28 protein-coding genes are annotated in these 23443 nt (G+C 44.8%); 13 read left to right on the top strand and 15 right to left on the bottom strand.

Annotated elements, in window-relative coordinates; translation table 11 throughout:
* Positions 1 to 144: 144 nt before the first annotated feature.
* The 7 genes from EXM22_RS02445 to EXM22_RS02415 all read left to right on the top strand — a co-directional run bounded on the left by EXM22_RS02445 (position 145) and on the right by EXM22_RS02415 (position 6477).
* Positions 145 to 837, top strand: a complete 693-nt coding sequence (locus tag EXM22_RS02445) for a YeeE/YedE thiosulfate transporter family protein (RefSeq protein ID WP_149484990.1) — start codon at positions 145 to 147, stop codon at positions 835 to 837.
* A 40-nt stretch (positions 838 to 877) separates the two neighbouring features.
* A complete protein-coding gene (locus EXM22_RS02440; protein WP_149484989.1) occupies positions 878 to 1105 on the top strand; it encodes a sulfurtransferase TusA family protein in 228 nt (75 codons plus the stop codon).
* A gap of 15 nt (positions 1106 to 1120) precedes the next feature.
* Positions 1121 to 1654: a YeeE/YedE thiosulfate transporter family protein gene (locus EXM22_RS02435; RefSeq protein ID WP_149484988.1), complete on the top strand. Its 534-nt coding sequence runs from the start codon at positions 1121 to 1123 to the stop codon at positions 1652 to 1654.
* Between the two features lie 49 nt (positions 1655 to 1703).
* The gene (locus EXM22_RS02430; protein ID WP_149484987.1) at positions 1704 to 2933 is read left to right on the top strand and encodes an FAD-dependent oxidoreductase; all 1230 of its coding nucleotides are present in this window, start codon (positions 1704 to 1706) and stop codon (positions 2931 to 2933) included.
* A 1-nt stretch (position 2934) separates the two neighbouring features.
* Positions 2935 to 3837, top strand: a complete 903-nt coding sequence (locus EXM22_RS02425) for a sulfurtransferase (RefSeq protein WP_149484986.1) — start codon at positions 2935 to 2937, stop codon at positions 3835 to 3837.
* 105 nt (positions 3838 to 3942) lie between these two features.
* Positions 3943 to 4836: a rhodanese-like domain-containing protein gene (locus EXM22_RS02420; protein ID WP_149484985.1), complete on the top strand. Its 894-nt coding sequence runs from the start codon at positions 3943 to 3945 to the stop codon at positions 4834 to 4836.
* A gap of 78 nt (positions 4837 to 4914) precedes the next feature.
* Positions 4915 to 6477: an ArnT family glycosyltransferase gene (locus tag EXM22_RS02415; protein WP_149484984.1), complete on the top strand. Its 1563-nt coding sequence runs from the start codon at positions 4915 to 4917 to the stop codon at positions 6475 to 6477.
* On the opposite strand, the gene EXM22_RS02410 is transcribed toward EXM22_RS02415, so the two are convergent.
* The 7 genes from EXM22_RS02410 to EXM22_RS02380 are packed head-to-tail and all read right to left on the bottom strand — an operon-like array spanning position 6441 to position 11619.
* On the bottom strand, positions 6441 to 7220 hold the full coding sequence (locus EXM22_RS02410) for an ABC transporter ATP-binding protein (RefSeq protein WP_149484983.1): 780 nt from the start codon (positions 7218 to 7220) through the stop codon (positions 6441 to 6443). The two genes, EXM22_RS02415 and EXM22_RS02410, sit on opposite strands and share 37 nt — an antisense overlap.
* Positions 7217 to 7993, bottom strand: a complete 777-nt coding sequence (locus EXM22_RS02405; RefSeq protein ID WP_149484982.1) for an ABC transporter permease — start codon at positions 7991 to 7993, stop codon at positions 7217 to 7219. The genes EXM22_RS02410 and EXM22_RS02405 overlap by 4 nt, the downstream gene beginning before the upstream one ends.
* Positions 7993 to 8928, bottom strand: coding sequence for an ABC transporter substrate-binding protein (locus tag EXM22_RS02400; RefSeq protein WP_149484981.1), 936 nt, complete (start codon positions 8926 to 8928; stop codon positions 7993 to 7995). The genes EXM22_RS02405 and EXM22_RS02400 overlap by 1 nt, the downstream gene beginning before the upstream one ends.
* Positions 8921 to 10171, bottom strand: a complete 1251-nt coding sequence (locus tag EXM22_RS02395) for an ATP-grasp domain-containing protein (protein WP_149484980.1) — start codon at positions 10169 to 10171, stop codon at positions 8921 to 8923. The genes EXM22_RS02400 and EXM22_RS02395 overlap by 8 nt, the downstream gene beginning before the upstream one ends.
* The gene (locus tag EXM22_RS02390) at positions 10168 to 10911 is read right to left on the bottom strand and encodes a glycosyltransferase (RefSeq protein ID WP_281289914.1); all 744 of its coding nucleotides are present in this window, start codon (positions 10909 to 10911) and stop codon (positions 10168 to 10170) included. The genes EXM22_RS02395 and EXM22_RS02390 overlap by 4 nt, the downstream gene beginning before the upstream one ends.
* A gap of 2 nt (positions 10912 to 10913) precedes the next feature.
* Complete coding sequence (locus EXM22_RS02385) at positions 10914 to 11252, bottom strand: hypothetical protein (RefSeq protein WP_149484978.1); 339 nt, start codon at positions 11250 to 11252, stop codon at positions 10914 to 10916.
* Between the two features lies 1 nt (position 11253).
* Positions 11254 to 11619, bottom strand: a complete 366-nt coding sequence (locus EXM22_RS02380) for an EamA family transporter (protein WP_149484977.1) — start codon at positions 11617 to 11619, stop codon at positions 11254 to 11256.
* A 172-nt stretch (positions 11620 to 11791) separates the two neighbouring features.
* Between EXM22_RS02380 and EXM22_RS02375 the strand changes: the two genes are divergently transcribed.
* Entirely contained in the window at positions 11792 to 12112 is a 321-nt protein-coding gene (locus EXM22_RS02375) for a carboxymuconolactone decarboxylase family protein (RefSeq protein ID WP_149484976.1), read from the top strand.
* A gap of 115 nt (positions 12113 to 12227) precedes the next feature.
* Positions 12228 to 13415, top strand: a complete 1188-nt coding sequence (locus EXM22_RS02370; protein WP_149484975.1) for an NAD(P)-dependent oxidoreductase — start codon at positions 12228 to 12230, stop codon at positions 13413 to 13415.
* A gap of 78 nt (positions 13416 to 13493) precedes the next feature.
* On the opposite strand, the gene EXM22_RS02365 is transcribed toward EXM22_RS02370, so the two are convergent.
* The 7 genes from EXM22_RS02365 to EXM22_RS02335 form a co-directional block, all read right to left on the bottom strand.
* Positions 13494 to 14660 carry a hypothetical protein gene (locus EXM22_RS02365; RefSeq protein ID WP_149484974.1) on the bottom strand — a complete coding sequence of 389 codons (1167 nt, stop codon included), beginning with the start codon at positions 14658 to 14660 and terminating at the stop codon, positions 13494 to 13496.
* 33 nt (positions 14661 to 14693) lie between these two features.
* On the bottom strand, positions 14694 to 15446 hold the full coding sequence (locus EXM22_RS02360) for an outer membrane lipoprotein-sorting protein (protein WP_149484973.1): 753 nt from the start codon (positions 15444 to 15446) through the stop codon (positions 14694 to 14696).
* Positions 15447 to 15459: 13 nt separating this feature from the next.
* Entirely contained in the window at positions 15460 to 16689 is a 1230-nt protein-coding gene (locus EXM22_RS02355) for an ABC transporter permease (protein WP_149484972.1), read from the bottom strand.
* Between the two features lie 81 nt (positions 16690 to 16770).
* Positions 16771 to 18018: an ABC transporter permease gene (locus EXM22_RS02350; RefSeq protein WP_246157063.1), complete on the bottom strand. Its 1248-nt coding sequence runs from the start codon at positions 18016 to 18018 to the stop codon at positions 16771 to 16773.
* Positions 18015 to 18695 (bottom strand): ABC transporter ATP-binding protein, encoded by a 681-nt coding sequence (locus tag EXM22_RS02345; RefSeq protein ID WP_149484971.1) that lies wholly within the window; start codon positions 18693 to 18695, stop codon positions 18015 to 18017. Before EXM22_RS02345 ends, EXM22_RS02350 begins: the two co-directional genes overlap by 4 nt.
* A complete protein-coding gene (locus EXM22_RS02340) occupies positions 18692 to 19777 on the bottom strand; it encodes a slipin family protein (RefSeq protein WP_149484970.1) in 1086 nt (361 codons plus the stop codon). The genes EXM22_RS02345 and EXM22_RS02340 overlap by 4 nt, the downstream gene beginning before the upstream one ends.
* Positions 19778 to 20215: a GntR family transcriptional regulator gene (locus EXM22_RS02335; protein ID WP_149484969.1), complete on the bottom strand. Its 438-nt coding sequence runs from the start codon at positions 20213 to 20215 to the stop codon at positions 19778 to 19780.
* Positions 20216 to 20518: 303 nt separating this feature from the next.
* Here EXM22_RS02335 and EXM22_RS02330 point away from each other — a divergent pair, with 303 nt between their 5' ends.
* Positions 20519 to 21166 carry a YdcF family protein gene (locus tag EXM22_RS02330; protein ID WP_149484968.1) on the top strand — a complete coding sequence of 216 codons (648 nt, stop codon included), beginning with the start codon at positions 20519 to 20521 and terminating at the stop codon, positions 21164 to 21166.
* A gap of 67 nt (positions 21167 to 21233) precedes the next feature.
* Here the strand turns inward: EXM22_RS02330 and EXM22_RS02325 are convergent, their stop codons facing one another.
* Entirely contained in the window at positions 21234 to 21635 is a 402-nt protein-coding gene (locus EXM22_RS02325; protein ID WP_149484967.1) for a thioredoxin family protein, read from the bottom strand.
* A gap of 148 nt (positions 21636 to 21783) precedes the next feature.
* Between EXM22_RS02325 and EXM22_RS02320 the strand changes: the two genes are divergently transcribed.
* From EXM22_RS02320 to EXM22_RS02310, 3 genes are all read left to right on the top strand, one after another.
* Positions 21784 to 22422 (top strand): hypothetical protein, encoded by a 639-nt coding sequence (locus EXM22_RS02320; protein WP_149484966.1) that lies wholly within the window; start codon positions 21784 to 21786, stop codon positions 22420 to 22422.
* Positions 22423 to 22541: 119 nt separating this feature from the next.
* A complete protein-coding gene (locus tag EXM22_RS02315; RefSeq protein WP_149484965.1) occupies positions 22542 to 22889 on the top strand; it encodes a hypothetical protein in 348 nt (115 codons plus the stop codon).
* A 57-nt stretch (positions 22890 to 22946) separates the two neighbouring features.
* On the top strand, positions 22947 to 23417 hold the full coding sequence (locus EXM22_RS02310) for a CBS domain-containing protein (protein ID WP_149484964.1): 471 nt from the start codon (positions 22947 to 22949) through the stop codon (positions 23415 to 23417).
* Positions 23418 to 23443: the final 26 nt, after the last annotated feature.

Genomic DNA, 23443 nt, shown 5'->3' with positions numbered 1-23443 from the left:
TATTCAATTTTTTGAATAAACACTCTATAGTAGGCATTTGTTTTCTATTAAAAGATTTATCAAAATTTAGTTGACATAGCATGTAATTCAAAGTTAGGCTGTGTGTACAAATAAATAAAAAATTATCTAAGGAGGAGCTTGCATATGAGTGAGGCGGAAACAAGCGGTGCTATCAAACGGTCAAGCCGCTCTTCCACCAGGACCAGACGGAAAAAGAAGAATCAGGTTCCTGTCGGAATAATCACGGGAATCATTCTAGCAGGACTGGCGGTTATTATTTCATTGATCGATCAGAATCTGGGCTTATTCTGGGTTACTGGAATCATTTTCGGGTTTATCTTACAAAAGGCTCGCTTTTGTTTTACAGCATCCATGCGTGATCCCCTGCTAACCGGCAGTACATCGGTAACAAGAGCAGTTTTGATCGCTTTTGCAATCACATCCATTGGATTCTGGGCCATCAAGTACGGTGCTCACATCAATGGTCTTCCCATACCGGGACAGTCCTATGTCGTTCCAGTCAGTCTTGCCACTGCCATAGGCGCATTTATGTTCGGTATTGGAATGGTTATAGCCGGAGGATGTGCATCTGGTACTCTGATGCGTGTGGGAGAAGGATTTCACATGCAGGTTCTGTCCCTTCTATTCTTCATCATTGGATCTCTATGGGGTGCTCATGATTTTGGATGGTGGAAATTAAATGTCATTTCTAATGGCAAAGCTATTTTCATGCCCGATGTATTCGGATGGGGTGGCGCCATTGTTGTACAACTTCTCATTATTGTCCTGCTTTTTATAGCCGCAGACAAATGGGAACACAGAAAAAACGAAAATTAAAACAAGAGGGAACAACCCCTCAGTAAAAGGAGAACTTATTATGGCTGAATATGAACTGGATTGTCTTGGAGAAGCTTGCCCCCTACCCCTGGTTAAGGCAGAAAAGAAGCTAAAAGAAATGGAAGTTGGTGATGTTGTTATCGTTCTAATCGATCACAGCTGTGCTATGAAAAATGTTCCCGAATGGGCCAGAAAAGAGGGTCATAACGTAGAGATTGAAGAAGTAGATGACGGCGAGTGGGAATGTGTCATCGAGAAATGTAAATAATCAGAGGGAAAAAATATGGCTCTGAAAGATAATAAATTTTATAAGATGTGGTTTAAGGACGCCTGGCCCTATCTAACAGGTGCAGTCCTACTGTCCCTGTTTCAGATTGTGACTCTGGCCTCAACAGGAAATCCCTGGGGTGTTTCAGGAGTATTGGCAAATTGGGGCGCATGGCTCTATCAGCTTGTGGGCGGAAATGTAGACAAATGGTACTACTTTGCTTCCGAAGGGGCTCAAAAAACACTTGATGCCGGAATTTTAAAGCACCCTGGTACATATAGGAATGTAGGAATAATATTCGGAGCATTCTTTGCTTCACTGATGGCTTCACAGTTTAAGATAAAAAAGCTTAAGTCTACCAAACAGATTTTCGCAGCGATCCTGGGTGGATTACTCATGGGCTACGGCGCCCGGATCGGCTTTGGATGTAATATCGGTGCCCTGTTTAGCGGAATTGCCTCCTTCTCGGTCTCCGGTTGGGTCTATGCAATATTCCTGTTTTTAGGAGCTTGGGCCGGTAGTAAACTCTTAGTAAAGTATTTCATGTAAGACATCCGTTACCCCGGATCATTTCGGGGTATTTTAGAAGGGAAAGACAATGGCGAGAGAAAAAAAAATAGAAGAATTTGATGTAGTGATTATAGGCGGAGGGGCCGGTGGACTGACCGCCGGAATCTACTGCGGAAGGGCCCGTCTTAAAACGCTGCTCATTGAAAAAGCACTGGTGGGCGGATTGGCTACCTATACAAATGAAATTGAGAATTATCCCGGATTCCCCGAAGGAACAAGCGGTTTAGGTCTGATGGAACTCTTCCAGAAACAGGCTAAAAAATTCGGCGTCCAATTCAAGGGTACTGATGTCAAATCTGTAGATCTAAAGGGTGAAATTAAGACAGTAGAAACCTTTAGAACAACCTACAAAGCAAAAACAGTCATCATTGCCTCCGGAGGCCGTCCCCGTGTCACCGGTGGAGAAAACGAAGAGAAATTCCTATTTGACAAGGGAATATCCTTCTGTGCCACCTGTGATGCGGCCTCAAATACAGGCAAAAATGTACTGATCATCGGAAGCGGAGATGCAGCCATTGAAGAAGGAATGTTCCTGACAAAGTTTGCTAATAAAGTCTATGTTTCTGTCATTCATGATGAAGGAAAAATGGACTGTAATGAGATTGCCAAGGCAGAAGCCATGGAAAACCCTAAAATGGAATTTATCTGGAACTCTGTTGTCAAGCGCTTTGAAGGCGATGAACATTTGGAAAGAGTTGTTCTTAGAAATCTCAAGACAGACGAAGAAATTCCTGTGGATGTCCCCACCTGTTTTGAATTTATTGGTTATCTTCCCAATACAGAAATATTTCAAGATCAGGTCAATATCAACGAAAGAGGATATATTCTGGTCAATGAAATGAAAGAGACTGGAGTAGACGGTGTCTATGCCGTTGGTGATGTTACGGAAAAATTCTTGAAACAGGTATCTACAGCCGTTGGTGATGGCGCCATTGCCGGTGTTGCCGCCGAAAGATTCATCGCAGAATCAGAAATGGTAAGAACCCAGATCCTGGGGCGGGATGGAGTTGTTTTTGTTTACGACGCCTCAGACTGTGATTGTCATGATCTTTTAGCTGATATGGAAATCATAGAAGAAATGGCCGGCGGCCGATTTTCAATGACGAGGGTAGACGTTTACAAGTCCAAAGGAATATCCAGTAAATTGGGTATTTATGAGTTCCCCAGGCTGGCTATCGTAAAAGATGGACAGGTCACTGCCATTCTCAAAGACGGGTTCACCTATGAGTCCGTTGTGAACATGTTTGTAGGTGCTTAATATGAAATATAAATATTTATTCGTAATACTCCTTCCTGTTGTTCTCCTATTTGGAAGCTGCTCTGCAGATTATGCCGAATCAGGTACCTTGATCGTAGAAGCTGATGATGTGAAAGACCTTATGAATGAGGGATATATACTCGTTGATGCTCAAAAAACAACCTCATATACAAAGAATCATATTGAGGGTGCGGTCAACATAGAAAGAGCCATGGTGACTGTAAACGAACCAGTGCCCAACTCCATAGCAGCTGCCGCAACAGTAGCCGCGGCTGCCGGTGAAGCCGGTATCGGTGAAACAGATAATTTAGTCATCTATGACAGCAACTCCAATATGGATTCGTCACGATTGTACTGGACGTTCAAATACTACGGCCACGGGGGAGATATCAAGGTCGTATCCGGCGGGATGACAGCCCTCGAAAAAGAGGGATTTAAGCTCAGCAAGGCAGAAGTAACCAGCACAGCCAAAAACTATAAGACCGGTGCCACAGCCTCTGACATGATCATTGATACTGCAGACCTGGCAACTCTGGTAGAAGCTGCCCCGACAAATACATTTATCATTGATGTCAGAACCGATGATGAGTATTATGCCGGTACAATCCCAGGATCTGTACATATTAATTATGAAAACAACAATTTTAAAGATGCAACATTCCGGCCGGTTCAACAGATTAGAATCCTGTACAAAGATTACGGAATTATGCCAGAAGATTCTATCATCATGTACTGTAAGACATCAATCAGAGCAGCCAACACCTATGCAGCCCTGTACAATGCCGGTTACAGGAATTTAAAAGTATACGATTCAGCCTGGCTGGGTTGGGAAGCCTCGGGGAATAGGATTTATACACCTCAAAAAGAGGAAATGGTTTCTGTCAGTGCCCAGGATAATTCCTGATACAAACAGGCTAAACATGTAATAGCCCTAGGTTCTGCGTATGCAGGACCTTTATTAAAAAGCAAATCAGTATTTTTTTACTGACATATTTTCGAGGAGAAATAAATGAAGAAGATTCTTGTGTTCCTTATGATCCTTTTCGTACTGCCCGCCGCTCTTTTTGCCGAGGGTCAGGGTGAAACAGGGTCTAACCCCGTTGCAGCTGCAGCCCAGTCCTATTTTGCAGATTATCCCGGTTCCAGAATTGTTCCTGCAAGCAAAGTTTTTGAAGAGATTGATGCAAATGCAGATATCCTTATTGTGGATATAAGAAGTGCCGAAGACTACGCCAAAGGCCACCTCAAAGGAGCTGTCAATGCAGCATGGGGATCTCCTGCTCTAGCCGAGACTCTCAACTGGTTGCCCGATGATAAACCGGTTTATATCAGCTGTTACTCAGGTCAGACCGCAGGTCAGGCTACAGCGGTACTGAACATTGCCGGTTTTCAAGTATCATCCATCAAATATGGTTGGAATCGTGGTATAACCAATACTGAGGGTTTTGAAAGCTATGTAGAAACCGCAGCCAATAAGACTCCTGCCTCCTCGGGCGTGACAGTGGTCCCCGCTGTAAAGACTGCAGCTATGGACTATTTCAACAATATCAAAACAGATGCTGAAACTCCAAGCAACATCATTCCAGCAGCAACGCTGAAAGAAAAGATGGATGCCGAAGATCCATTGGTTATTGTTTCAGTTCGTACTCCCGAAGATTTTGCCAAGGGACATATTTCCGGAGCCATCAACATTCCTTTCGGAGAAAATATGCAGGCCTCCTTTGATAAGATACCCCAAGGCAAAAAAGTCATCGTCTACTGCTACTCCGGACAAACAGCAGGTCAGACAGTCGGTGTCCTTAGAATGATGGGTTACGATGCGGCTTCTCTGAATAGCGGTACGGGAACAGGCGCTACTGCTGCCAGAGGTTGGATCAACGAAGGACTTCCCGTCGTTAAATAATCCAATCCTATGATACAATAATTCCTGGCAAGCCAATTTTTAAAAAGGCTGTCAGGATTTTTTTTGTCTGGAGATGTTTTGAAACACTTGAAGAAAATCACTATGGAAAATCAATTACTCATTTTTCTGAGTTTCTGGTTTTTTGTGAATCTTTTCTTCCTGGTCAAATTTCCTTTTGCCCATACCGATGAGCCATGGTTGAGCGGTTTGACCAGACAGATGATGAGTGAAAAACGACTGGATGTAACTGAACCCTTTTTTGACCTCTATCCCCGTCATCCCCATGCCTTGAAGATTCTCTTTCATCTGCTCCAAATGCCCTTTATTCTGATTGGAGGATACTCTCTTTCCTCTGTTCGTCTTCTCAGTCTAACAGTTGCTGTGGTTTGCCTTTACTGGTTTTACAAACTTTTGCTGCGGATGGGACAGGAAAAGGACAAGAATACAGCCCTGCTGATCACATGTCTTCTATCAACAGACATCCAGTTTATTTATGCGTCCCATACGGCCCGGCAGGAAATACTCCTGGTTCTGATTCTTATACTGGCTCTCTATTACTACCTGGGTATTCACAAAACGAACCAGGCTTTTCTATCGGGCCTCATGATAGGACTCTCCTTCGGGATTCACCCCAATGCCTTCATCCTGTCTGTCCCTCTGGGAATGCTGTTTCTCATTGATATTATGGGCAAAAGAAAGAGTTTTTCCATGGGCCTCTATTATCTATTGGGACTAATGGGTGGGGGCGTCTTTTTTGCCCTGTTAAGCCTCTTTTTCAATCCGGAATTTATCCAGGATTATCTGGCATATGGAACTCCTTTAGGTGTAACCAGGAGCCCGGATACAAAATTCAGACAGCTGCCTTTGTTTCTGAAACAGTTATTTCTCCGCATTGGAGGTACCTACTACCTGCCTGATATTCGGGTGCAGATGATTCTGTTTCCTCTATTTTTGGTATTAACAGGGCTAATGAAAAAAAATAGGAATATCATCCTAAGCTCAACAGCAGGCCTTCTCATGGGCATTGCCATCCTGGGAAAATACAGCCCTCTTTCAATAGTATTCCTCTTCCCCCTGTTGTATCTCTCCATGTTTACAATACTCAAGGATCTCCATCCCCTACAGATTTTTTTAGCAGGAGTTCTATTTCTGTTTCTTAATATTTTTGTCACAGTTGGAAATATTAGAGAAGAGATTCTACCCCATGAAGAGCGGGAGAGTTATGCTGAATTCCTGGCAGCGATTCAGGAACAGATCCCGTCCGAAGGGATTATACTTGCGAGTCTCAATACAGAATATGCCTTTGAAGTTGGTCATCTTTTTGATTTTAGAAATTTGAGTCTTCTCCCGGTTGAGAAAGAGAAGTCTCTTGAAAATTATCTGAAAGAGCGGCAAATTGAATATATTTTGTACCCTGAAGAATTGGATTTTATTTATGAAAACAGACCCGTTTGGAATGTGCTCTATGGAAATCCTGGCAAATGGTATCCCCAGCTCCAAAACTTTATTAAAGACCATACGGTCCTTATGAAAACAGTGAACAGTCCAGGATATGCCATGAGAATTCAGGCCTACAAATATACGAGGATGTGGACCCTTAAAATCTACAAAATACTTCCGGAAGCAGCCAGTGAAGAGTAAAGCTCCCATTCAAGAGTCCTGAATGCGGGGCTCATTCTGTCACGGGGTCTGGGTAGATTCACTGTGAGTTCCTGAACCGGCTCGGTCAATCCACTGAAAAGGAGAATCCTATCGGAAAGAGAGAGGGCTTCGGCAATATCATGAGTCACAAAGAGAATTGAAAAATGACGCTCTACCCATAGCTTAAGAAGGAGATCCTGCAGTTCCTTTCTTGATGGTGAATCTAAAGACCCAAAGGGCTCATCCATAAAGAGGATCTCCGGCTCCGCCATGAGAGCCCGCCCCAAAACACAGCGCTGCTTCATCCCTCCTGAGAGCCGTCCGGGATGATAATCTTTGAATGGCTCCAACCCTACTCTCTTCAGGATATCTTGTAACATATCTTTCTGAACACTGTCCGGGCGAGGTTTCAATCCGGGAAGAAGTGACCGACAAACAGGAAATAGAATATTCTCTGATACGGTCAACCAGGGCAGCAGCTGTGTGCTATCCTGAAAAATCATCTGTCCTTGAGAAAAAGGATTTATAAGAAGATTTTCATCATGAAAAATACGGCCCTTATGGGGAGTAAGGAATCCGGATAAGAGCTTCAGCAAAGTGCTTTTACCGCAACCTGAAGGACCCAGAAGAGTCAGGATTTCCCCATGATTGAGGCTCATGCTGAGATCTTTAAGAATATCCAGCCTGTTGTTTCCCTGAAGGAGATAGGAATAGTGAATCTGATCGGCTCTCAGCAAACTCATACACTCTTCCCCCGGCGTCTATTCATCCCCTTTTCCAGAGGAGAAAAGAGAACCTGATCCACCAGAACACCCAGGATCATAAGCACAATGATTCCCGCAAACATTCCCGGGCTGTCCATGAAGATTCTCTTATTGAAGATGTACCAGCCCAATCCTCCTCCTCCGCTGATTGTTCCAAATATCATCTCAGAGGATATGACTGCTCTCCAGGCTCTGGCCCACCCGATTTTTAGACCCGCCAGAAGATAGGGATAGGAACCTGGGAGAAGGATTGTCAAAAAAACTTCTTTCCGGCTCAAACAGTTATTCCGGCCCAGGTTCAACCACAGTTCGGGAGTCTCATCTATGCCGCTTTGAAGGTTAATCACCAGAGGCCAAAGAACCGAATGAATGACTACTAAAAGAATGATATGCTGCCCCAGCCCTGTCCATAGAATAAGGATCGGCAAGAGGGCGACTCCGGGCAAAGGATGTGCCAGATTGGATAGAGTTTGAATTCCACTCCTCAAAATTGCAGAATGCAGTCCCAGAGCTGTCAATATCAGGGCGACCAGGACCGCCGGAATAAATGAAAAAAGAATAAGCAGGATGGATGTCACAATGGAAAGGGTCAGTTCTCCCGATAAGAAATCTCTGGCTGTCGTCTTTAAAATATCCTGAAGAGATGGAAATACAAGGGGGTGAAAAAGCCCGCTATAATACAGACCCTCCCAGAGTAAAGCCATGAGAAGAACCAGCAAAACACCGGTCAAGGCGGGTTTTAACTTTTTCATCAGAATACGAGTCCTCCCATGTCCTCTGGGTTTTTAAGGTATCTTTCTTCGACCATAAATGCGGAAAACTGCTCAACCCCCCTCAATTCAGTTTCAAAAATCAAACCGGAACGACCCAAATAGTCCCGAAGGAGTTCCTTCTCCAGATCATAGGACTCAGAAAGCAGAAGAAGAGATTCTTCGGGGTTTTCCTTCATATAGAGAATGGACTTTTCCAGAGCCGTTTTCAGGGCCTGCAAAAAAAGAGGATTCGTTGCAACTGCTTTTTCAGTGACCACAGAGGCAATAAATGTAAAGGGAAGGCCCATGGCCGCCTCACCGGATAAGAGGACTTCAAACCCGGGTAAATCAGACTCCTGAAACAAATAGGGAGGAGAGGTAAAGTGTCCGTCTACCGATCCCGAAAGAAGGGCATTCAAGCCGTCGGGATGCTTAAGAGAGATCAGATGATCATCCAGAAAATCCGCCTGACCGACCTCTCGTTTCAGAGCCATCCCCAGAAGTATATGCTGAATACTTCCCGGTTGAGGCAGAGCGATGCGGGCGTCTTCGGGAATACTGTTCAAAGAATCATACCGTCCGGCGGGAACAACCAGACCGGAAGGCGCCTGGCACAAGCCGCAAAGGAGTTTCCAGGGCATCCCTTGATCCCGGGAAATCAAGAAGGGGGGAATCCCTATGAATCCGGCATCCATATCTCCTGCCAGGGCTGCTTCACGGATAGCAGCGGTATTGGACAATTGAACCCACTTGACCGTATATTCGGGCATCTCTTTTTCAAGGAGTTCCAAATCCTTCATAATCTGAACAGGCGCGTAGGCCAGACCATACTGTTGAGCAATAACAACTGAATTTTTTGTCCTGGTACAAGAATTGAACAGGAGGAGGACTCCTAACATAAGAAACAATATGGCATTTCTCTGAGGTCTACTCATCTGGGAATTGTTCCTTTTCACTTCGTTCTATCATCTCCTTTCCGTTCTCATCCAAAATACTCAAGGCATCATAGGCTCTACCGACTTTCTTGTTCAAATCTTCAGCAGAGTTCCCATAAAAGAAAAAATACCCGGCCCTTTGAGTCGAGTTTTCTCTATTGAGGATCTGAGTTCCATTAGAGAGAAGAAACCGGCCGGCTCCAAAGCCCGGAATCGAGGAAAGAGAGTCCATTCCAGTTTGGCTGCAGATTATCCCGGGACGGCAGAAGAACATCTGGAGTGAACAATACAGGCTCTCCCGACGGGTAGTCATGGCTTCAAGGGAATGGTCCTCACAGCTTGAACCGAGGCTCTCCTCGATTAAAAGAGTCAAAGGATCCACTCCACAAAGTGCCGGTAAGAACTCATCTTCATAGGCTCCGCCGAGACGGCAGGCAATCTCATTGACCCGGAATCCCTGGTCACCACCCAGAATCTGGAAATAAATCGGACCTTCTTTTATGTCCACAGAATGGCAAATCTTACGGGTGAGATCTTCCAGCTCCTTCCAGTCTCTATGAAACAGCGAAGGATAACGGTGAGAGACACAGACTCCCATATAGGGATCGTTCTCAATGGTGACGCGGTCTGTGATTGAAAACAGATGAACCTTTTTATCACAGACCCAGCCGCTTACAGTCACTTCTTCACTGGGATAGTATTCTTCTACCAAAATCTGATTTTCTCTGGAAAAGCCAAGGACCTCATCCATTCGGACTCTTATTTCTGATATATTTTGCACCTTGAGGACTCCCCTTTGCCCCTGGCTGTCAAGTGGCTTAATAACCAGAGGGAAATGGAGCCCCTCCAGTTCAGAATCATCAAAGCTGGAAGACAGGAATCTGAAGGGTGCCGTGGGGATCTGTCGCTGCAAAAACATCTCTTTCATCACTTTTTTGTTCGTCACAAGGGTCGCCTGTTCTGCTGTCAGAAAATAGGGAAGTCCCAGTTGTTCCGACACCAATGCGGCTGTTAAAACAGGTTGATCAGTCCCCATGGTCAGCAATCGATCTGATCGGGCCTCCAGGGCAGCCTCTTTGATAGCCTCGGGATCAAAGCTACTGGCCACAGACGGATAATCTGCCAGAGCCAGCCCGGGTGCCCGGGGATTCATATCGGAAACAGCCACCTCATGGCCCATCTCCTTTATTCTCTTGATCAGATTCAACTGAGCTGGACCAGCGCCCAAAACGTGCAAGATCATAATTCTTCTCTCATTATATAGGGTTTTTGATCCTCTTCATGGTTTTTTATGAAGAGCGGGATGAAAACATAATACCACATGAGCTTCAGGGTAAGAACGATTCTGGAAGTTTGGGTAAACCGGGACTTAGCCTCCTGTGCTGGAGGCGTCTCATAGTCAATATTTCCCATTTTAAGACTCCCGCCCCTTCGAAATAAAAGAGCAGACACATAGACAAAAGGTCCTTTGGAACCTTTGATTAGGTCTACAGATTTTCTATTGAAGACTCTGAAACTGCCCGGCTTTATTCCCCGAGGAGCCTTCAACAGGAGTCGAAACACTCTGTCCCGCATCTTACTCCCCCAGCGAAGTGTGTGACTCCGTTCATCCCTTTGAGGCAGTGCAAAAAGGACATCCAGTTCCTGAGAAGCTGACAGGAACTGGGGAATAAACTGGGGGGGATGCTGCAAATCATCGTCCATGGTTAAGATTCTATCTCCATGGCTCTGTTCCAGACCGCAATAAACGGCACTCTGCTGCCCGAAATGGCCGTTCAGACGAATGATTCTGACACGATTCAAGGCTCCTGATTTTTCAATCAGATCCGTCCTAAGTGTAAGGATCTTCTCAACTGTATCATCGAGACTCCCATCGTCGACAAAGAGGATTTCCCAGGAGAGATGTAAGCTCTGCAGAACAGGAATCAGAGATTCCCAGAGTTTATCAATATGCATGGATGCTTTATAAATTGGTATAACCACCGTCAGAGCGACCAGATGAAAACTCCCAGAGTAATGAGTGTGAGACCTGACCAGTGCCAGGAATTGGATTTTTCTGAAAGGAACAGACGGGAAAGTATGAATATGAGAGGATAGTTCAGGGCATTGAGGCCAAAGGCATTGCTCAAGCCGAGAGAAGCCACAACCCGTACATACAATAAAGGCGATGCTCCCACTAGAATAAAAGAGGTAACCACAAAGGGATGAAATAATGAGGCGATACGGCTCTTACCCCGGGCCTGCCCCGCCTGGACTCCTTTTTTAAGGAGAGTTTGTCCTGCGGCGACCATGAGAAGAATAAAAACCATAAGGATGTAGGCCATCTTAATGAACCTCTTCCATATAGAGTGTCTCTTTTTGATCCCCAACAGAAAAGAGACTAATCCCCGTTAAGATCAGGACTCCCCCTATAAAAAAATTGAGATCATAAGTTTCTCCCAGAACAAACCAGGATAAGAGGGGAATAATCAGATAGGAAAGACTGCTGATACTATAGGCGGTGATCAGTTTTAAATCTCTTAAAAGCTCCACCCAGATCAGAGACCGGAGAAAAAAGCCACCATAGACAATCAGAAGGTAAAAAGGACTCTCCCCTCCTGATAGTTTCTTTACGGCCAATTGGGCAAACCATTGAAAACAGAAAAACAAGGCAAAGAGAGTCATAATTTTTATCTGATTTTGCTTCTTCATTTATCCGGGTAATCTTACCATGATTGGCCTATAATATCGATATGGGATCTTAAAAAAATGAGATTGATCAATCCATAAATGACGAAAGGATTGTGATCCAACAGCAAAGAGGTTCTATGACACTGAAGGCATGACTCACAAATCCTTGAGCTGCCGCATATGGAGAGAAAACATGGACATGAAAAAGAAACGAAAACAAAATCTAAAATACTTTAAGGAGAAGCATCCTAATGTTTTTGAAGCCTACCAGAACTTTGGCTCCTCTCTTCATGAAACAGGAGGTCCTCTGGACGAGAAAACTAGATGGCTCGTGAAAATTGCCGTTTCGGCAGCATCTCAGTTTGAATATGCCCTCCAAACTCATATAGAACGCGCCTTGCAGGCGGGCTGTACCCCCGAAGAGATTGAGCATACCATCCTGTTGACTGCTCCCAGTGCCGGATTTCCCAGGATGATGTCCGCTCTGATGATCTTCAGAGAAACAGTAGAATAAAATATAAACGCCTGTTCTGGGTCAATTTATAGATATATAGAATTCTCAATTTGATATTGACCAATTGATCAATTAATAACTTTACTTCTGATAAAATCGGGATTATTCTAGTTCCATGAATGTACTAATAGCCGATAAATTATCAGATTCCGCCTTGACGGATCTGAAGGCCCTAGGGGCCAGTATTCGATTTGAACCGGGACTGACTGCAAAGGATTTACCCGATGCCGTTTCTGATGCAGAGATTCTGATAGTCAGATCTACAAAAGTAAGCGCTGACACCATCAAGAGAGGCGAGAATCTCTCTCTTATCATTCGCGCCGGAGCTGGAGTAAACACCATTGATCTGGAAGAAGCCTCTTCCAGGGGGATTCATGTTGCCAACTGTCCCGGAAAGAATGCGGATGCCGTGGCAGAACTGGCCATTGGTCTGATTATTGCCGCAGATAGAAGAATTGCAGACGGAACAATGGATCTGAGACAGGGCGTGTGGAATAAAAAGCTCTATGGAAGTGCTTCGGGATTAAAAGGAAGAACACTGACCATCATTGGTATGGGATCCATTGGCCGGGCCACAGCGGAGATAGGCAAGGCTCTCGGCATGAGAGTCGCAGCATGGTCCCGCAGCCTGACCGAGGAAAAAGCCAAGGAATGGGGCGTGGTTTACTGTTCTTCCATAGAAAAAGCGGCCTCCATAGCGGACGTTCTATCCATACATCTGGCGGCAGGCAAAGACACAACTCATCTCATAGGTAAGAAAGTTTTTGATTCCATGAAAAATGGAGCCATCTTAGTGAACACATCCAGAGGAGAAGTTGTTGACACTGCTGCTCTGAAAGAGGCCATTAAATCCAAGGGAATCAAAGCCGGACTGGATGTCTATGAAAATGAACCGGGAGCCACAGAGAAAGATTTCAAGGATGCGGATCTAGCCGCAATGATCACGGGAACTCACCATATCGGTGCCTCCACAGATCAGGCATCCGAAGCCATCGCATCCGAAGTAGTCAGAATTGTAGAGGCCTATAGAGATAGTGGAAAACCTCTTCATCAGGTAAATAGTCAGGAGAAGAGTCAGGCTCATTTCAACCTGGTTGTGCGCCATTATAATAAGGTAGGTGTTCTGGCCTCCGTTCTTGGAGTTCTAAGAAGTGCCAGTATCAACATTGAAGAGATGGAAAATTCTATTTTTTCCGGCGGCAGAGCAGCCGTCTGTACCTTGAAACTGGACGACAAACCCGATGAGGCTGTCATGTCAAAAATCAGATCCATCGAAAATCTCATTCAGGCCGTTCTAAAATAGGTTAAAACGAGTAAAAAAAACCATTATCAATCAGGAGGCATCTCCAGGCGGGAGTTCAGCTAAGAACTCCCGCTTTTTTTAAAAACTATATCGGAGCCCTGTCATCATTGAAAATCCCTGTATCCCATCTCTATCGGCCTCCCAGAGATCTTTCCTGTCCCAAGAAAATGTGGATGTTTCATTTCCCAGATAAAATGTACAGTATGCCAACAGAGTCAATCCCTGATAGATATTCCACCCAGCCCCGCCTGTGATCATGGATGAAGCATCCAAAGGCGAGAGGACTGATTGGAGACTGAAAAACGTACTACTGGAACTTGCCCAGAGGATTTCGGGGTAAAAGTAGACACCGTAAATGGTATCTCTTTGCTCTCTGTCTTCCCAGTTTTGGTAGGGGAACCAGAGAGTTTCCAACCTGAAGTCGATCGTGTGGTTTCTGTTGATTTCTTGTTTATGATACAAACCAAAGGAAATTATCCAACTCTCTTTCCAATTGTCAGAAATCGCATCATTCTCCTTTTGGGCTTCTGTCGGTACAGCCAGAGAGCTGGCTAGATACCAGTCGGGTCCCCAATTCCCCTGCAGGCTGATGTAGGGATGATGTCCCAATCTGTCTCCCGTCCCCTTGGTCTCTCCCTTATAGAGATATCCCCCCTCGAATTTGATCCCCTTGGCTAGAAAGTATCCCCGACCACCAATGGAAGACCGGTTCAATCCTCCGATGCTACCGGTTTCTGCATCCAGGGCAGGAGGAAGGGCCACGGCTTCTATAAATGAAAAATTTCCCAGAGGTATATTCACCGATGTGAGCCAGGCTGTATCGGAACGGAGCTCGGACTGGGAAAGATCCAGAACCGGATTCAGGCTGGCAAAAATGACATCTCCTGCATTAAAAACAGAGCCCTGTCCCCAAGCCAGCCTGGTTTTCCCCATGGTCAGCTTGAAACCGGGCATCCTTGTTCTGATATAGGCTTTTTTAACATAGAGGGTTGTCATCCCGGTGGATGCGGTATTCTTGATATCTACAGGGTAAAACTCGAGTTCCGTCTGACCCAAAACATGGGGGTCCCTGGGAGAACGGATGGTTACAGACGCATTCCCGGAACCGGCGTAATACCAGTCATCACTCCCCCTGTATACGCTATTGAACAACTCCATATCCGATAGAATCTGACTCTCGGCTGACAGGGACAGCATGGGAAGGAATAGGAGACGAATCAGAACCGGAACAATTTTTTTTCGCATAATAATACTCCTTATTAATCCTGGAGAAGAATCCTACCAGGAGAGCTGATCCAGGGAGAAGAAATTTGACGGCAGTGAAACATCAACTTCAATTGTTTCCAAAATCATCTCCGTACTGGAGTTTTTCTTTAGTTTATCTTCCAGGACCATCCTGGAAATAATCATTTTATCGTCCATGTCCATCACTTCGAGGACTCGCATCTCCTTCAAAAGCTTACCCGACTTCGAAAAATACTCAACTTTTTGAGGAATAAAGCTTTCCTTGAGAACCCATACGGTCTGCTTTGGATAGGGTACTCTTCTGCTCTTAGCAGTCATCTCGATGACATAACAGTTCTGTCCCTCCACCAGCTCCTCACCCAATAGTTCAACCTCATACTTATCGAGCGTATCCTTCCCATCGGTCATATCCTCATAGGAGATGTCCGACCCCATCATGGATTGACGGAGGGCCGCTCCCTGGAGACGGATGACCTCTTCCGCATCAGGAAAGTAGAGAAAAAGCTCTTCGGATGTCCTCAATATTTTCTGTCCCGCTTCAGCGGCACTTGTAAACTCGATGAGAGAAGAATCACTCCCTTCGGACCAACTGATAAAGGTAACGGTCTTGGTTCCAAATCGATCCTTTGTGATGAGTGATCCTGTACTCTTTAACGAATCAAAACTCTGCAATTCATCCATTTTTTGTATGATCGATTCCGCAGATTGAGCACTAAGAATCCTGGGAATCAGCAATAATGTACCCAGAATCAGGACGACTGTATGTTTTTTATAAAGCGGTAACATGATGGACCTCCTGTTAAACAGACCTCAAGGCTTCTACCGGTTCGATCCGGCGGACCCGTCTTGAGGGTATAAGCGATGTGATAGATGCGACAATGACGGAATAAAAGAAAACTAAAACCGTAGATTTTAGACTCAGCTGCGGATAGAGTACGGAAGAAATGTCTATGTCTACCCCTTCCATGGAAGCGGTCAGATCGATACCCGTCTTTTGCAGAATAACTGTAATGATCATCCCCAAAGCGACTCCTAAAAAAGAAGCAATGATGGAAATATACAGAGACTCCAGAAAGAAGAGAGTCACCAGCTGCCTCCCCGACATTCCCATGGCACCCAGAGTACCAATCTCTTTCATCCGTTCATAAATAATCATAATGGTCGTATTGAGGATAACAGTGGACCCCAGGAGGAAAAAGAACAAAGCCATGATCCCGTAGACGGTAGAAGCCATTTCTATCATGGAATAACTGCTGTCTATAGACTTCCAATCCATAATTTCAAGCTCGGCGCTCATTCCAGGCCATCCCCTCATGATTTCGGCGATTTGGGAAGCTGAAGCAGCTTCATTTGTCTTGATTAATATTTCCTGAACCTGATTGGGCATCTTCAGAAAATATTGGACTCGATCCAAGGGGGCATAAAATGTCTTCTCATTCAAGGCCGGAAAGGGAAACACAGCCACACCGCTAATAGTCAGTGTGATGGCATTGGTCCCCCGGACTGCGGTGGTAGACAGAATAGTCAGCTTATCACCCACAGTTACGCCAATCTCCTGTGCTAATTTATATCCCAGTAGAGCTTCATTCTGCCCCTCTCTGGGGAGACGGCCTGTTTGAACAACAGCGTCACCAAGATCCTGAAAATTCCCCTCGGTTTCAAAGTTGACCCCCAGCCCCATGGCATTGAATGTGGCGTCTCCTTTGTAGATCCGGGCAGGAAATCCGATGCGGGGGCTTATGGCCGAGACACCATTGATCTTATAGAGCGTCTGACCCAGAGTCTCAGGATTTTCCACAGTTAGATGCATAGGATTAAGACGCTCATATTTTGTAAACTCCAGATTTCGGATGCGGATGGCTCCCGTACTGTAGGTTTGCAGATTGTACTTCATATCCTGCTCCATCCCCCCCAAGAGAGAGTAGAGCAAAACAATGCTCATCGACGCCACCGCTATGGCTGTGGCAGACAACAGGCTTCTTCTGAAATTACGGAATATATTGCGGAACGCTAAAGATCCCAGCTTCATAAAATCTCCTTCCTCTCAGATTCTACAGGAACCTAAGGAACAATGGGACAAGGATTTAAAAATCATCAGTCACAGATCCTATTAAAATCTGAGACAATCGGGAATTTCCAGTTTGAGGGCCCGTCTAGTGGGCAGCCAGGCAACAAGGACTGCCATGAAAATTCCTATAAAAAAGGCTGTCACAAAAGTAGAAAAGTCCCATGTTCCATACATGATCCCAGAAATTCGGTACCCCATATCCCCCTGCTCCATGATTTGTGAATAATCGATCCCCTTGTTGACCAAGGGGATATTTATGAGTCCTCCCAGAGCGACTCCTCCAAAAGAACCCAGAAGACCGATACCAGCGGCCTCCATAAGAAAGAGGGCTCTGATGGACCCGTCTTTCATGCCCAAAGCCCTCATCATTCCCAGTTCACGAACTCTCTCAAAAATTGACATGAGGAGAGTATTGGAAATACCCACTGCGGCAATCAAAAAAACAAGAAACAGAATAATGGAACTGCCTGATTCTTTTGTTTCTGCCAGGGAAATAAAATCGGCACCCATGACCCTCCAGTCCAATAGTGACAGATCCAGCTCCTCTGCCAAAGGAGCCAGTTCAGCCAGGGTTTTTGTTTCAGCCGATCCACGGGGCAATGAAATATAAATTCCCGTGGCCATGTCCTCCATATCCAGGGCATACCGTGCCGTATCCAGAGGAAGATACATGCCATACCGATTTACAACGGGATTATCACTCTCCAGGATTCCCACAATGGTCAGATCCAGAGTTTGAAAATATCCCCCGGAGGTTCTGGTCACAACGGTGACATCATAGCCCACTTCTGCTCCTAGATCTTTGGCCAGCCACTGCCCCATCAAAAGCCCATCTTCTCCTGCTTCCAGATACCTGCCCCGGGCCACATTGCTTTTGATTTTAAAGACATCGCTGTCGTGGTCCACATCGATGGCGGTGAGATGGACCTGCAGATTCCCGTCTTCGGGGAAGGGATCTTTATACAGAATAAGATCTCCCCCGAAATCGATGCGGGGAGATGCCTCAATATTCCTGCTCCTCAAATTTTCTATGAGAGACTGAGACTCTTTCACAGGACGGTCCAGGGGGAGGTAATCCTTATCTCCCCAGTATTCGGGATTAAAAAACGCGGCCGATCCCGTTTCATACCAGATCAAATTCCTTTCCGAGTCATCATTGATTCCCTTGAGCAGAGAGTCGACAATGATAAAGGCCATAATACCAATGGCAATGGCCGTAGACGTAATCAGGGTTCGGCGACCGTATCGGAATAGATTTTTAAGGGCCATGCGGGGTAAGAAGATCATCATCCTCTCCTCTCGTCTGAAACGATCTCTCCGTCATGGATTTCAACAAGCCGTTGAGCATATTCCATGACCATATTGTCATGGGTAGAGAAGATAAAAGTGGTGCCGTGTTTTTCATTCATGGTCTTCATTAACTTCAGGATTTCCTCTCCTGTGTGTGAATCCAGATTTGCCGTCGGTTCATCAGCCAAGACGATGAGGGGATTCTTCACCAGAGCCCTGGCAACAGCAACCCTCTGCTGCTGTCCCCCTGAAAGTCTGGAAGGTCTTCTGCTTTCCATTCCTTCCAGCCCCACTTCTTTCAAAATCTTCATGGTTCGTTCCTTGACTTCCGATTCTTTCAAACCGAGGAGCTGCAGAGAAAAAGCCACATTTTCATAGGCAGTCAACACGGGAATCAGATTATAGCTTTGAAAAATAAAGCCTAAAGATTCTCTTCGGAAGCTGGTTCTCTCATTCTTGGGAAGTGTTGAGACCTCCAGACCATCGATTGAAATGGACCCTTCATCCACATTATCGATACATCCTATGAGGTTAAGCAAGGTTGTTTTCCCGGAACCCGAAGGTCCGGCAATGGATAGAAAGTCTCCCTTATCAATGGCGAGATCGACTCCCCTGAGGGCTCTCACAGTTGTATCACCAGCCTTGTATGTCTTTTTCACACCTTGAATTTCGATCATTCCTGTGTTCCTTCACTCTCTTTGACATTCTTTTGATGCATGGAAGCCATCCCCATGGTAGTGCCGAGATTCATGCTGTCCAGAGCCGATGAAGGCAGCACCATCAAAGAACTCTTATGACGGATTCCCTCGTAAACCATATTCATGGCTCTCAGTTGAAGGGCATCCTGATTATCCCCATAAATCTCAGACGCTTGGCGGAACTGTTTTGCCACCTCTTTCTCCGCTTCACTTAGGATGATCCTGGACTGTTTTTCCCGTTCAGCCTGTGCCTTCTTGCTCATGGCATCTTCCAGTTCTCTGGGGATGATGACATCGGTGAACTCAATGGACATGATCGACACCCCCCAGGGGTTGGTTTTGGCATCCAGAACCTGTTGGATTTCATGCCCCAGCTGCTCCCGTCCGGACAACAAAGTGGAAAGGTCATTGCGGCCGATAGCATCTCTTAAGGCCGTTTGAGATGAGAGACTGATAGCCTCCTCAAAGTTTTCGACCTCCAAGATAGCCTGCTTGGCATCCCATACCATCCAGAAGCACAGGGCATCCACATGCACGGGAACCGTATCTTTCGTGATGGCCCTCTCCGCACTGAAATCGGTAACCCGGATTCTTGTATCCACGCAGGCTGCCACCCGGTCAATTAAGGGTAAAAGAATAAAAATTCCCGGCCCATGAACAGAACGGAATCGGCCCATCCTGAGGACAACCACCTTGTCCCAATGGTAGATCAGTTCAATGGAGGCTGAAAGCAAAATTCCTACAGATGAAAAAAGAGCCAGAGGATAGTAAGCTGTGGACAATTCCAATGGTAAATACATCCATGAGGCTATGATTATGAGGAGATTCATCACCCACAGAGGAAACAGAATCAGTACAATTCCTCCAAACAGAATGCCTGCTGAATATTGAACTATATTTTCCAAGTCAAATTCAGCCCCCCAGAGAAACTGTCCCAGGGTCCCCAAGGCAAGAAAGCCTCCCAGGATAAGAAAAGAAAAAGCATTATAACTGTAGTCTCTCTTAAGAATAGGCTTTCCCTGATTTTTAACACGTTCCAGTTTTTGTTGAAAAATATTCATTTATGTCTCCTCCCCTTCCTCATTTGAAGGGTTCGCCATCTTACCGTTCATCTGCTGCAGATACTCTACAATGTCAGCCACAGCAAAACCGTAGGAACCGGCTTTGATAATAAAAGATCTAACGATTTGGGCCAAAATCCTTTCCCGTTCAAGATCATCCATTTTGATTTTCTTATTACTTACAAAAGTCCCCATTCCCTGCTGGGTTGTGACAATACCCCTGATTTCCATCTCGTTATAGGCTCGGCCCACTGTATTTGGATTGATTCTCAAATCCACAGCCAAAGCCCGAACTGTTGGTAGCTGCTCTCCCTTTTCAAGACGACCGTCAATAATAGCCAGCTCCACCTGCATGATGATCTGTTTGTAGTAAGGCACCCCGCTTTTAGGGTCTAAAGTAAAGTCCAGTTTTCTGATTGCCACTTCTTTCAAAGCCATTGTCTCAATGCTCCATTGTACTAGCTCTATAGTACAATAAAGATTGTAGTCCCACAAACCACAGATGTAAAGAGTTTTTTTCTACAAAGAACCAAGAAAATGAGATCTCTACAATCCTCTGTAAGGATTCTGAAATCATAATGTGGATATAGAACCCCTGAATAGGGTATTCTACCCCTAGGGTTGCTATGGCGATTTATACTCTTTCATGAGGATTAGTCCGAAACTAAATGAAACAAGGTAGGATGCATGAATTACAGTTGTACAGGAAAAACTGCGAACCAAGGCAGGTTTGAAGAATAAATGTCCTTAGAAAAAGCAGTCAGACTGCTGTGGAACTACCACCAATTAAACCTGAGCCCTCAAAAATCTGACATTATATTTGTCCTAGGAAGTCATGACCTGAGGGTAGCAGAGTATGGAGCCTCCCTTTTCTTAAAAGGACTGGCTCCCTGGATCGTCTTCTCAGGAGGACATGCCCATCAGGGCGATCTTCTTGAAACGGGTTGGCCTCTGAGTGAAGCAGAAACTTTCGCAAAGGTAGCGGCAGAGGCAGGGGTTCCCCGTGAAAAGATGATATTGGAATGCAGGGCAAGCAATACTGCTGAGAATATCCGCTTCACTGAAAAGCTACTCAATGAGAGACATATCCTTTTTGACAAAATTCTGGCTGTGCAGAAGCCCTATATGGAACGGCGTGCCTTGGCAACATTACAAGTAAACTGGCCGGAGAAAGAACTGCTGGTCACCTCTCCTCCTCTCTCACTGGAGGATTATCCCAACGAGGAGATAAGCAGAGAGGAGATGATACACCTCATGGTCGGCGACATGCAGAGAATCATCGAATACCCTGCAAGAGGATTTCAGATTTCCCAGCAGATTCCAGAAACTGTCATGTCAGCTTACAAATATCTCATCCAAGAGGGATACAACAAGCATCTGATCGAATGACTTTCCACCTGGTACACAAACAGACCCTATGGTTTAGGAAAACATGTCCCAGGTTGAAAAAAAAGGCTCAGCCCCTAGTTTGCTCTAAAAGTTGGGTGAACTCACTAGCCGGTTTAGGCCCTACTATAAATTCTTTTATAATTCCATCTTCAACGAGAACAGTAGAAGGAGTCCCCATCACACCGAAAGCACGGGCAGTTTCCATATCCTTGCTGATGTCTACCTTGAAACAACGGGAATTGTTTTTCGTATACCCTGAAACTATGGGAGTCATGCTTTTGCAGGCACCACAGGAGGGGCTATAAAAATAGAAGAGAGCGGTTTTTTTATTCTTTATGGCTTTTCCATAGGGACCTGATAATTCTGGGGCAGATTTTCCTTTTTTGAGTTTCATCTTGAAGACCATAAAATACTGGAAGCCAAAGAAAGCCAGAATGAGGATAAACACAGTCATCAATATATTGTTCATTTTTTCTCCCTATATAGTTTTTAATCAATATACTATTTTATACATACATTTGTCAAAAGAATAATAATAGAAGAAATTCAAGAATGACCTATTATTATATTATAATTTTAATACTAATATGAAGTAACTTGCATAAAGGAAACCCAAATTGAAAATTAAATTAACCTTGCTCCTCCTATTCTGCACTTTCCTGATGACCGGTTGTATTGATATTTTTCAGTCCGTTTCCCTGGACAAAGGCCAAGTCAAAATGACAATGAAATTCACAATCCAGAAAGCCATTTTGGAAATGGGTGCCTCATTTTCAGGAGAAGAAACAGATTATGAAGACTTGCTGAATGAAGGAATCGATATTTTTGATCAATTTGAAGAGATCAACGGGACCATCAGCTCTATAGACACAGAATATGAGATAGGGGCTGCATTAAACATAGCGGGCTCAATGAAAGACATGGCCCGGTCATTGGACAATGAAATAGAATACATTCCTGTCTATAAGAATCATATGTATGAGATCAGGATTCCTGGTATGGGGAAAGCAGATGAAGAAACAGATGAGTTTGGAGCTGCCTTTCTCTCCGGCGCAAAATACCGTTTGCTTTTGGATTTATCAGGTGATCTTAGAAAATATCCCTATCCCAAAATACGCTTTGAGGACTCAAATATGGAACTCACGAATCAAATAAGCTCTAATCGCTACGGTTCATCTCTACTCATAGAGATTCCCCTGATCCTGCTTATGTTTACAGAAGAGAGTTTAATCATAGAACTTCACCCTTCAAACTGAAACACAGGAGTGCGAAATGGTAGCATAATTCCCCTAAGTTCCTTTATTTTCCTTTATATTCCATAGTAATTGATGATTAATATTGACTTGTTTCTCAAATGGGACTACATATAAGGAATATGAGAAAAGCTGTCATACTGACAAGTCTATTTTTATTTATCTTCGCAAGCACAGCGGGCACAGAGATCCTCACACAGGATAACTGTGTCATCCTGGACAGCCTTGAGCTGTCCGGAAACGGATACGACCAATCCCCCGGAGAAGAAGGAATTGGTCTCCTCAGTGAGGATACTGAAGAAATGGAAGGGAGAACAAGAGTTCAAACGATTCTTCTCTCTATATTGGGCAAAGAGATATATGGGCCGCTCCTTGCCAGTACAGAACTCCCTAAAGTCTCAATATTCACACAAGATCTTTACCTTGTTTTTTCACAGTCCCTTCGAGCTCCCCCTCTCTGTTCTTTGTAATATTTCATATCAGATACTAAATGACTAAATTGCATGAACAAATAGGGAGTTCCAGAAATGATAAAGAAACAGATCCATGAAATGATGAGCCGGGAAAAACTCAATTGTCTGAGCGAAAGCGACTCATTACACAGCTTTCTCTCCAGGAAGGAAAAAAAGACTGCTAACTGCTATATTGTAGACCACCAGAATACTCTCAAAGGAATACTCAGCGAAAAGACAGTTCTCCAGTTTATAGCCCCCATGCTGCCTCTGCTGGATGAACAGCATACGGTATCTCTCATGGAAAAACTAAAGAGTATCTCTCTTTCAGATCTTATTGATCAAAATTTCAGGACCTTGAGTCTGACGAATACACTCTCCGAAATCCTTCAGGATCTCACCACATCTTCCCATGAGGCAATGGCGGTTGTGGATAGCCATGGAAGACTGCTAGGAGAAGTCACCATCAACAGCCTATTAGCCTTTCTAAACTCAAAAAATAACTGTGTAGAAAAATCACGTAGTAAATTCCTAAAAGTTGTTTAGAATAATACAGTAAGAAGTCGCAAATA

This window comes from Oceanispirochaeta crateris (assembly GCF_008329965.1).
In the GTDB taxonomy this organism is placed as follows: domain Bacteria; phylum Spirochaetota; class Spirochaetia; order DSM-2461; family DSM-2461; genus Oceanispirochaeta; species Oceanispirochaeta crateris.
This window is presented reverse-complemented; position numbering and strand designations above follow the sequence as displayed.

What these genes read in the sequence shown, in the direction of transcription:
- EXM22_RS02430 (WP_149484987.1), top strand. Translation starts at nt 1,704, where the DNA reads ATGGCGAGAGAAAAAAAAATAGAAGAATTTGATGTAGTGATTATAGGC.
- EXM22_RS02355 (WP_149484972.1), bottom strand. Translation starts at nt 16,689, where the DNA reads ATGAAGCTGGGATCTTTAGCGTTCCGCAATATATTCCGTAATTTCAGA.
- EXM22_RS02400 (WP_149484981.1), bottom strand. Translation starts at nt 8,928, where the DNA reads ATGAGTAGACCTCAGAGAAATGCCATATTGTTTCTTATGTTAGGAGTC.
- EXM22_RS02370 (WP_149484975.1), top strand. Translation starts at nt 12,228, where the DNA reads ATGAATGTACTAATAGCCGATAAATTATCAGATTCCGCCTTGACGGAT.
- EXM22_RS02440 (WP_149484989.1), top strand. Translation starts at nt 878, where the DNA reads ATGGCTGAATATGAACTGGATTGTCTTGGAGAAGCTTGCCCCCTACCC.
- EXM22_RS02385 (WP_149484978.1), bottom strand. Translation starts at nt 11,252, where the DNA reads ATGGCCTACATCCTTATGGTTTTTATTCTTCTCATGGTCGCCGCAGGA.
- EXM22_RS02325 (WP_149484967.1), bottom strand. Translation starts at nt 21,635, where the DNA reads ATGAACAATATATTGATGACTGTGTTTATCCTCATTCTGGCTTTCTTT.
- EXM22_RS02350 (WP_246157063.1), bottom strand. Translation starts at nt 18,018, where the DNA reads ATGATGATCTTCTTACCCCGCATGGCCCTTAAAAATCTATTCCGATAC.
- EXM22_RS02340 (WP_149484970.1), bottom strand. Translation starts at nt 19,777, where the DNA reads ATGAATATTTTTCAACAAAAACTGGAACGTGTTAAAAATCAGGGAAAG.
- EXM22_RS02410 (WP_149484983.1), bottom strand. Translation starts at nt 7,220, where the DNA reads ATGAGTTTGCTGAGAGCCGATCAGATTCACTATTCCTATCTCCTTCAG.
- EXM22_RS02365 (WP_149484974.1), bottom strand. Translation starts at nt 14,660, where the DNA reads ATGCGAAAAAAAATTGTTCCGGTTCTGATTCGTCTCCTATTCCTTCCC.
- EXM22_RS02330 (WP_149484968.1), top strand. Translation starts at nt 20,519, where the DNA reads ATGTCCTTAGAAAAAGCAGTCAGACTGCTGTGGAACTACCACCAATTA.
- EXM22_RS02335 (WP_149484969.1), bottom strand. Translation starts at nt 20,215, where the DNA reads ATGGCTTTGAAAGAAGTGGCAATCAGAAAACTGGACTTTACTTTAGAC.
- EXM22_RS02425 (WP_149484986.1), top strand. Translation starts at nt 2,935, where the DNA reads ATGAAATATAAATATTTATTCGTAATACTCCTTCCTGTTGTTCTCCTA.
- EXM22_RS02380 (WP_149484977.1), bottom strand. Translation starts at nt 11,619, where the DNA reads ATGAAGAAGCAAAATCAGATAAAAATTATGACTCTCTTTGCCTTGTTT.
- EXM22_RS02345 (WP_149484971.1), bottom strand. Translation starts at nt 18,695, where the DNA reads ATGATCGAAATTCAAGGTGTGAAAAAGACATACAAGGCTGGTGATACA.
- EXM22_RS02315 (WP_149484965.1), top strand. Translation starts at nt 22,542, where the DNA reads ATGAGAAAAGCTGTCATACTGACAAGTCTATTTTTATTTATCTTCGCA.
- EXM22_RS02395 (WP_149484980.1), bottom strand. Translation starts at nt 10,171, where the DNA reads ATGATCTTGCACGTTTTGGGCGCTGGTCCAGCTCAGTTGAATCTGATC.
- EXM22_RS02360 (WP_149484973.1), bottom strand. Translation starts at nt 15,446, where the DNA reads ATGTTACCGCTTTATAAAAAACATACAGTCGTCCTGATTCTGGGTACA.
- EXM22_RS02420 (WP_149484985.1), top strand. Translation starts at nt 3,943, where the DNA reads ATGAAGAAGATTCTTGTGTTCCTTATGATCCTTTTCGTACTGCCCGCC.
- EXM22_RS02375 (WP_149484976.1), top strand. Translation starts at nt 11,792, where the DNA reads ATGGACATGAAAAAGAAACGAAAACAAAATCTAAAATACTTTAAGGAG.
- EXM22_RS02435 (WP_149484988.1), top strand. Translation starts at nt 1,121, where the DNA reads ATGGCTCTGAAAGATAATAAATTTTATAAGATGTGGTTTAAGGACGCC.
- EXM22_RS02445 (WP_149484990.1), top strand. Translation starts at nt 145, where the DNA reads ATGAGTGAGGCGGAAACAAGCGGTGCTATCAAACGGTCAAGCCGCTCT.
- EXM22_RS02310 (WP_149484964.1), top strand. Translation starts at nt 22,947, where the DNA reads ATGATAAAGAAACAGATCCATGAAATGATGAGCCGGGAAAAACTCAAT.
- EXM22_RS02405 (WP_149484982.1), bottom strand. Translation starts at nt 7,993, where the DNA reads ATGAAAAAGTTAAAACCCGCCTTGACCGGTGTTTTGCTGGTTCTTCTC.